Consider the following 8,052-nt stretch of genomic DNA (forward strand, 5'->3'; position numbering starts at 1 on the left):
AATAGATTAACAGCCAAAATTAAAGTTAATTTTAAGTTCATATTCAGAATAAACTCGATTGTTTTGAGAGAGGTTCGATTGAATCAGAGGGCGTTTCCGTCGTCGTGTCATCTTCAGAAGCGGCCTGTAACATGGCGAGCAATGCGTCTTCATCCAGAATGGCGATATTCAGTTGCTGCGCCTTTTCAAGTTTGCTGCCCGCCTCTTCTCCGGCCACCACATAACTGGTTTTGGCCGAGACACTGCCGCTGACCTTACCGCCCGCGGCTTCAATCAACGCTTGGGCTTGGTCACGCTTGAGCGTAGGCAATGTGCCAGTCAGCACAAAGGTTTTGCCAGCAAACGGGGTCAAAGCGGCCTTTTTTTCAATGTCGGCCCAATGCACGCCTAAATCGCGCATGGCGGCTATCACTTCGCGGTTATGCGGTTCCTGAAAGAACTGATATGCAGCTTCCGCCACAATCGGCCCGACATCCTTGACTTGCGTCAGTGCGGCTACATCGGCCTGCATCAAGGCATCAAGATTACCAAAATGTTGTGCCAGGTCTTTTGCAGTGGCCTCACCCACATTGCGAATCCCTAATGCAAAAATAAATCTGGGCAAGGTCGTTTGCTTGCTTTTTTCAATGGCTACCAGCACATTTTGTGCAGATTTTTCTGCCATGCGTTCAAGGTCGCTGAGCATGGGCAGTGTCAAACGGTAAATATCATCCAGATGATGGACGAGTTCGCGTGCAACCAGCTGGTCTACCAGCTTCTCACCCAGGCCCTCAATATCCATGGCACGGCGAGAAGCAAAGTGTGTAATGGCCTGTTTACGCTGTGCCGGGCAGATCAATCCGCCAGTGCAACGTGCCACTGCTTCATCCTGCGGACGGACCACATGCGAGCCACATTCCGGGCAGACGGCAGGCATCACAAAGCGGCGCGTATCTGCCGGGCGTAATTCTGTTTTAACCGAAACAACCTCTGGGATCACATCCCCTGCCCGCCTGACAATCACGGTGTCGCCGATCTGGATATCCTTGCGCCTTAATTCATCCTCGTTATGCAAGGTGGCATTCGTGACCGTCACGCCGCCTACAAATACGGGTTTCAATCTGGCAACAGGCGTAATCGCACCAGTACGGCCCACCTGCACAGAAATATCTTCAACAATGGTTGTCGCCTCTTCGGCCGGAAACTTGTGTGCCACCGCCCAGCGCGGCGCACGCGAGACAAAGCCAAGGCTGGCCTGCAAGGCAAAGTCATTCACTTTGTAGACCACGCCATCGATGTCAAACGGTAACTGGTGCCGTTTTTCGCCAATCTCGGCATAGTATTCCCGCAACCCCTGAGCGCCTATTTTCACCGCGCGCAAATCACTGACAGGAAAACGCAAGTCAGCCAGGTATTGCATGGCTTCAGAATGAGTATGTAATTCCGGCACGCCTATGCTGGCGCCCAGACCATAGGCAAAGAAATGTAGAGGGCGTTTGGCGGTAATGTGAGGATCCAGCTGGCGCAAGCTACCTGCTGCGGCATTGCGCGGGTTGGCAAACAGTTTGCCATTAGCAGCGGCCTGTTGCTGATTGAGCTTCTCGAAGTCTCTTTTCAACATCAAGACCTCGCCGCGCACCTCAAGTAAGGCTGGTGGCTGCGCAATATTCAAGCGGCTGGGAATGGCGCGTATGGTTTTGAGGTTATGGGTGACGTTCTCCCCCGTATACCCATCGCCACGGGTCGCGCCCTGCACAAATAGCCCGTGCTCATAGGTCAGGGTAATAGCCAGGCCATCAAATTTTGGCTCGACGGCATAGGCCACCACGGCCTCCCCGGTACCTTCACGCACTCGACGGTCAAATGCATCTAGCTCGTCGTCTGCAAAGGCATTATTCAGGGAAAGCATGGCTTGCCGGTGTTGCACGCTTTCAAAAGCAGCCAGCGCCTGTCCCCCCACCCGCTGGCTGGGGGAATCCGCAGTAATCAGCGCTGGATATTGCTGCTCAATCTCGACCAGCTGGCGGTAGAGGCCATCATATTCACTATCGCTGACCAAGGGCGCGTCCAGCACATAATAGTGATAGTCATACTCGGCAATACGTTGCTTGAGCTGCTGCAATGCCAGCGCAGCCTCTTGCATGGACATCATCAGGAGAACAGGCGCTTGGCATGGCTACTCCCGGGGATAATCCCCTGCGTCGCCATTGCATTAGAGATATTTTTGAGTTGCTGGCGGATTTTATCCAGCTGTGGATCACCAATCGCTTTGCGGTTGACGTCAATCAGGGCGGCATTGAGGCTAGTCGCCAGATGACGTGCAATTTCGACCATCTGGTCAAACACCTGCAAACTGTCAGGCGTAGTAGGAATATCCAGCTGGAAAGTCACCCCAGTCATCACTGCGGATTTCAACATGTCTGCAGAAAATGGCTTGCCCTCGTAATTACGTACTGAAAACACTAATTGACCGTCAGCATTCAATAACTCGAAGCGGCCTTCGGCACTCAGCTGCATGCCGCAAGCTTCAGCCAAGCCACGCAGCTTGGTCGCATGAAACATGCCCTGGTTGGCTAACACATGAAATTCAACGGCTTTATCAACGTCTATACAGAAAGCATCTATCGCTTGTGCTTGTAATGCAGGCTCATATCCACCCTGCCATACCACAGTCAGGCCCAACGCCCTGGCCAATGTTTCCATGGACTTCTGAAAGCGCTTGAGCGTTTCCTGATCAACGGGACCGCCACGGTCTGCCAATTGCAAACTGCAAGCGACCTGACTGGCGGGCGTTTGTGTTTGCATGGCGGCAGCATCCAGAGCCAATACATCCTGCCACTCGCCCGTTGTTGCGCTCTGCGCCCAGAGGGTGGCATGTTGTGGGAACGTACGTACCTCAGCTTGCATATCTTCCAGCTCCACCAACATGACGCCTAGTGGCGCATCAATCAAGCCGATCCAATCCATAGAGGGGTGCACTTCAGCAGGCAAGTCCAGCAGTGTCGGGGACAAGGAAGCCGGTTCTGCCGATGGCATCTCTTCCAAGGTCTGGACTGGCGGTACTTCAAAAGCAAAAGTCGGTTGCTCTGCCACCACAGCCGGCTCTGGCACTGCGACTGGCGGTTGATAAGCCGACACCTGTGGGGTGACCGGTTCTGGCTTGGTGACATTGATCACTGGCTCATGAATCGGTTGAACAGGCGCTGTTTTAACTGGAGAAGTGGCAGGCGCTGGTTTTGGTTTAAGCTTGGCGGGTTCTGCGGCTTTTGCCGGGGGAGGATTGGAAAACTCCGGCTCAACTTTAACAGAAGGTTGAGCTGAAGGCCGCACGCCGGTTTGGCGTACACGGGGCTCAGACATCCAGCCCTCCACCTCCTCGGACACAGGGGCGGTATCCACGGCAGCTTTCTTGGCAGCCTCTTTGACCTTGGCGGCAGGCTCGCCATCCAGTAAATCGCTACGGGTATGACTAAAACGGTATTCAACGTCTCTACGATATTTTTTTTCCTGCCACCAGTTAAATACAACCACTGCCAGAACGATGCTGACCCCGAGCAACACCAATATCATCCACAAATCAGACATGTGACTTAACAATCCTTTATAACGCTTGCATTATGATACAACAAAACTGGCGCTAAGCCGCATGCATGCGGATGGCCTCTTCGATATCCACATCGACAATCCGTGACACGCCCGACTCTTGCATGGTGACCCCAATTAGCTGTTCAGACATCTCCATCGTGATTTTGTTGTGAGAAACAAACAAGAATTGGGTTTTTTCTGACATCACGCGCACCAGTTGGCAGAAACGCTCGGTGTTGCTGTCATCTAATGGGGCATCCACCTCATCCATCAGGCAAAACGGTGCCGGATTTAACCTGAACAGCGCAAACACCAGCGCCATGGCCGTCAGCGCTTTTTCGCCCCCGGACAATAACTGGATGGTCGTGTTTTTTTTGCCTGGCGGTTGCGCAAAGACTTGCACGCCGGTATCCAGAATTTCATCACCCAACAGCACCAGCTTGGCATTGCCGCCATTAAACAAGGTATTAAATAATTCGCCAAAGTGACGGTTGGCTTCATCAAAGGTTGCGCGCAGTTTTCCGCGGGTTTCGCGGTCTATTTTCTGGATCGCCTCTTCCAGCGTTTCGCTGGCGGTGAGCAGGTCTTGCAGTTGACTGTCCAGATACCCTTTACGCGCCTGCTCGCTGGCTAATTCTTCAATCGCAGCCAGGTTGACCGCGCCGAGTTGCTGGATCTGCTGTTGTAACCTTTGGGTCGTTTGCGCCAGTGTTTCGGCTTTGCTGTCTTGATTTAGCCCTTGTTGAAGCATGGCTTCATCCAGACCCATTTCAGACAAAGACTGCTGACATTGCTCGACTTGCAGCTGGCAGGCCTGCTGTTTAAGTCTTTGTTGCTCAACGGTGTCGCGCAAGGGATGCAATTGCTGCTCGATTTGCATGCGCTGACGCTCTTCTGTCTGCAAAACGGCTTCTTTCTGCGCCAGATCGTTACGCACATGCGCCAGCGCCTGCTCACAAGTGTGCTGCTTGTCCAAGGCCTGTGCCAAATGTACCTTCAAGGTTTCCATGGCACTGACGGCGAGCGTTTGCTCGGTTTCTTGCAGGCGTAATTGCAAATGCTCACGCTCTTGGCTGAGCTGACTCAAGCGGTGCTGCAAATCATTGACAGCATTTTGCAACAGGGTTTGCTCGAATACTTGTGACTGATGCGCTTTTTCAGCCTGCTGTACGCTGTCACGCGCATCAAAATAGGCTTGCTCTGCATGATGCTTGAGGGCCTGCGCTTCGCGCGCCGCCTGTTCCAGGCTGGCAAACTGCGCCTGATACTGCGCGATCCTGGCTTGCGCTTGCGAAAGCTCGTCATTGAGACTCTGCTGCCGTACCTGCAGCGCAGACAGGTCTTGTTGTAAGGCGGTTTGCCTGCGCGACGCGTTGTCATAGGCCTGCTGCAAGCTTGACTGTTGCATCTGCGCCTCATGCATGGCTGCGGTATATTGTTTGATCCGTGGATGTGCCTGCTGCTGTTGCAAGCGCAACTGTTGCAGCGCCTGTTCAATCAGTTGCACCTGCTGTTGGGTGTGATTAACCGCAGCTTGCGCGGCTTCCAAACCGGCCTGTAACTTGTCCAGTTGCTGCTGCCGCTCCAACACGCCTTGCATGGCATTCTGGCGGCCATGATAAACCACGCTATAGCGTTGATAGAGATCCCCTTGCTTGCTAAGCAGACTCACGCCTGCCGGGAGTTGCGATTGAAACTGGCCCACTTGGGCAACATCCTCAATCACGTAAATACCCATGAGCCAGTGCTGCAAGGCACCAGCCATTTCCGACTGCTTGAGCGTGAGCAAACTATATAAGCTGGGTAATCCTTGCCAATGGTCTGGCAAGCTATCGCTGGCCGTTCCATGCATGGCTATGGCTAAAGCGGCTTGCGGATGCGGTAATGTAGCCAACATCGGCAAAGATTCAGTGAGCAAGGCATTCAGTTTATAGCCCAGGACCGCTTCGAGTGCGGGTTGCCATGCGGCATCCACCTGTACCGCCTGCCACAAACGCGCCGCTGATTGCAAACCGCTTTGTTGCAACCAGGGCCCTAGTTGCTGGGCTTGCTTGAGGCTTTGCTGCAACTTTTGCAAAGACTGGATTTCAGCTTCAATCTGGTTCAGCTGGCGTTGAGCCTGCTGCCAGTCTTGCCTGGCTTGCAGCAACCATTGCTGTTGCTGCTGCTCATCTACCCGCCATTGTTGTAGCTGCTGTTCTTCTTGCTGCAACTGAGCTTGCTGTTGCGCCTGCTGCTGCTTATACCCCTCCAAGGCCTGCATATCTGGCAAGGCCCAGGCTGATAGCTCATCTTGTAACTGTTGCAAGCGCTGGCTGGATTCAGAAAGATTGCGTTGCAAAAACTGTACGTTATTCTGCTCCAGTTGCATCTGCTGGCGGCATTGCTGCACGGCTTGCTGTGCTTGACTGGCGGCTTGCTGTATGCCTTGCAACTGTAATGACTGTGCAGGCAAAGCCTGTTGCAAGGCTTGCAACTGCTGCGCTTGTGCGGTCAGCGCTTGTTGTGCGGAGGCGAGTGCCGTGGTTTTTTCGTCCAGTTGCTGTTGTAACTGCGCTTGCTGCTGGCTACCACGTTCAATCTGCCCCTGCAGCTGTTGCTGCTGTTGCAGCAGTCTTAAGCGGGCCTCTTCCGATTGCTTGACTTGTAAATCCAGATTGGAAACTTGCGCGTTGGCCTCGTAAAAGGCCGCCTGTGCCGTATGCAATTCGCCTGATGCGGCCTGATGCTGCTGTCGAGCCTGCTCCAAAACCAGCTCGCAACGCCTTAACGCCGCAACTTTCTCCTCCAGCGCATTCACTGCGTGCGCTACCGCTTGTGAAGCGGCCTCGTAAGCCAGCACAGCATCTCGCTTGCGCAACCACCACCATTGCGCCTCAGCCAGTTGGTACGCCGCTTGCAGTGACTGATATTTCTGCGTCACCACGGCTTGCGCCTCCAGCTTGAGAATCTGCTTGTTCATCTCGCGTGAAATATCTTCCACGCGCGCAAGATTCTCACGTGTATCACGCAGGCGTAGCTCTGTTTCACGCCTGCGCTCTTTATATTTGCTGATCCCTGCGGCTTCTTCGAGAAATACGCGCAGCTCTTCTGGCCGGGCTTCAACAATACGTGAAATCGTGTTTTGACCGATGATGGCGTAAGCACGCCCCCCAAGGCCGGTGCCCAAAAACAAATCTGCCACATCCCGACGGCGTACCGCAGTGTTATTAATATAGTAGCTTGAGCCCTTATCGCGCTCGATTACGCGCTTGACCGAGATTTCGGCATATTGATTCCACTCGCCACTGGCACCACCCAAGCTGTTATCAAAAATGAGCTCGACACTGGCCCGCGAAATAGGTTTGCGATGCGAAGATCCGTTAAAAATCACTGCATCCATGGCATCGGCGCGCATTTCCTTGGCGGAGGATTCGCCCAGCACCCAGCGGACCGACTCCATGACGTTAGACTTACCACAGCCATTGGGCCCTACCACGCCCACACGCTGCCCATGCAGGTGGATGGTCGTTGGATCAACAAAAGACTTGAACCCCGCAAGTTTTAAATGTGTCAGACGCAAAGTAAGTAAACTGCTTATAAGAATTTGAGTGGTCGCTTAAGCGTTATAATACCCATTTTTAAGACGAAACATGCGCACAATGAACGAACATTTACTTGGTGGGAAACCCACTGCACAACCGACTAAAACACTGGAAACCTTTGAAAATCCCAATTCGCAGAGAGACTTCCATATCCATATGGAAATTCCAGAGTTTACCTGCCTGTGTCCAAAAACCGGTCAACCTGACTTTGCGGTGATTTATCTGGACTATATTCCCAACAAATTATGTGTTGAGCTCAAGAGTCTTAAACTTTACATGTGGTCATTCCGCGATGAGGGCTGCTTCCATGAAGCGGTCACCAATCAGATTCTGGATGATCTAGTCTCTGCCATAGACCCAAAATTTATGCGCGTAACCGCCAAGTTTTATGTCCGTGGTGGCATTTTCACCAATGTGGTGGCCGAACATCGTGCCCCAGGCTGGCAGCCACAACCTTTTGTCGAGCTCTCTCAGTTTTCTGCGCAAAGTAATATACGCGGATAAGCCATTTGACCATGCAGAAAAACAAAAGCCCGGCATTGCCGGGCTTTTTACTGCGTAACCTGTACGCAGCTTGACACCATAGCCTTAAAGAAGCTTAAGCTTTAATAAGCAGGTGATTTAAATAAATATGAAATTTAAAGCTAGAAATCACTGAGTGATTTTTGGCGTCCCCACGGGGATTAATGCAATAAAACTAATGAAGTCAGTATTTATAAGGCTTACAGAGCACCCACCCTGAAAATGTATCCATGAATGTATCCATGAATGTATCCAACTTTGTATTCATGTAATCATTTACTTTAGCGAGTATATTACACTCAAAATTAGAATGAATCGCCCCGGCTAGCCTAGATATTTTCGAGCCTCTCGAAATACCGCCGTTCAAACTCTGCGGGAGCGA

At 52.4% G+C, this 8,052-nt stretch carries 4 protein-coding genes; 1 reads left to right on the forward strand and 3 read right to left on the reverse strand.

The genetic code is table 11. The features are described from left to right. Positions 1-43: 43 nt before the first annotated feature. The 3 genes from ligA to smc are packed head-to-tail and all read right to left on the reverse strand — an operon-like array spanning position 44 to position 7,126. Complete coding sequence (ligA, locus tag Q9292_RS14275) at positions 44-2,128, reverse strand: NAD-dependent DNA ligase LigA (protein WP_313989309.1); 2,085 nt, start codon at positions 2,126-2,128, stop codon at positions 44-46. Positions 2,129-2,130: 2 nt separating this feature from the next. Further along, on the reverse strand, positions 2,131-3,564 hold the full coding sequence (locus tag Q9292_RS14280; RefSeq protein ID WP_313989264.1) for a cell division protein ZipA C-terminal FtsZ-binding domain-containing protein: 1,434 nt from the start codon (positions 3,562-3,564) through the stop codon (positions 2,131-2,133). A gap of 52 nt (positions 3,565-3,616) precedes the next feature. Beyond that, positions 3,617-7,126, reverse strand: a complete 3,510-nt coding sequence (gene smc, locus Q9292_RS14285; protein WP_313989267.1) for a chromosome segregation protein SMC — start codon at positions 7,124-7,126, stop codon at positions 3,617-3,619. Positions 7,127-7,205: 79 nt separating this feature from the next. Between smc and queF the strand changes: the two genes are divergently transcribed. Continuing rightward, complete coding sequence (gene queF / locus Q9292_RS14290) at positions 7,206-7,652, forward strand: preQ(1) synthase (protein WP_194747615.1); 447 nt, start codon at positions 7,206-7,208, stop codon at positions 7,650-7,652. The last annotated feature ends 400 nt before the right edge of the window (positions 7,653-8,052 follow it).

It is taken from the genome of Methylophilus sp. VKM B-3414 (genome assembly GCF_032248435.1).
Taxonomy (GTDB): Bacteria; Pseudomonadota; Gammaproteobacteria; order Burkholderiales; family Methylophilaceae; genus Methylophilus; species Methylophilus glucosoxydans.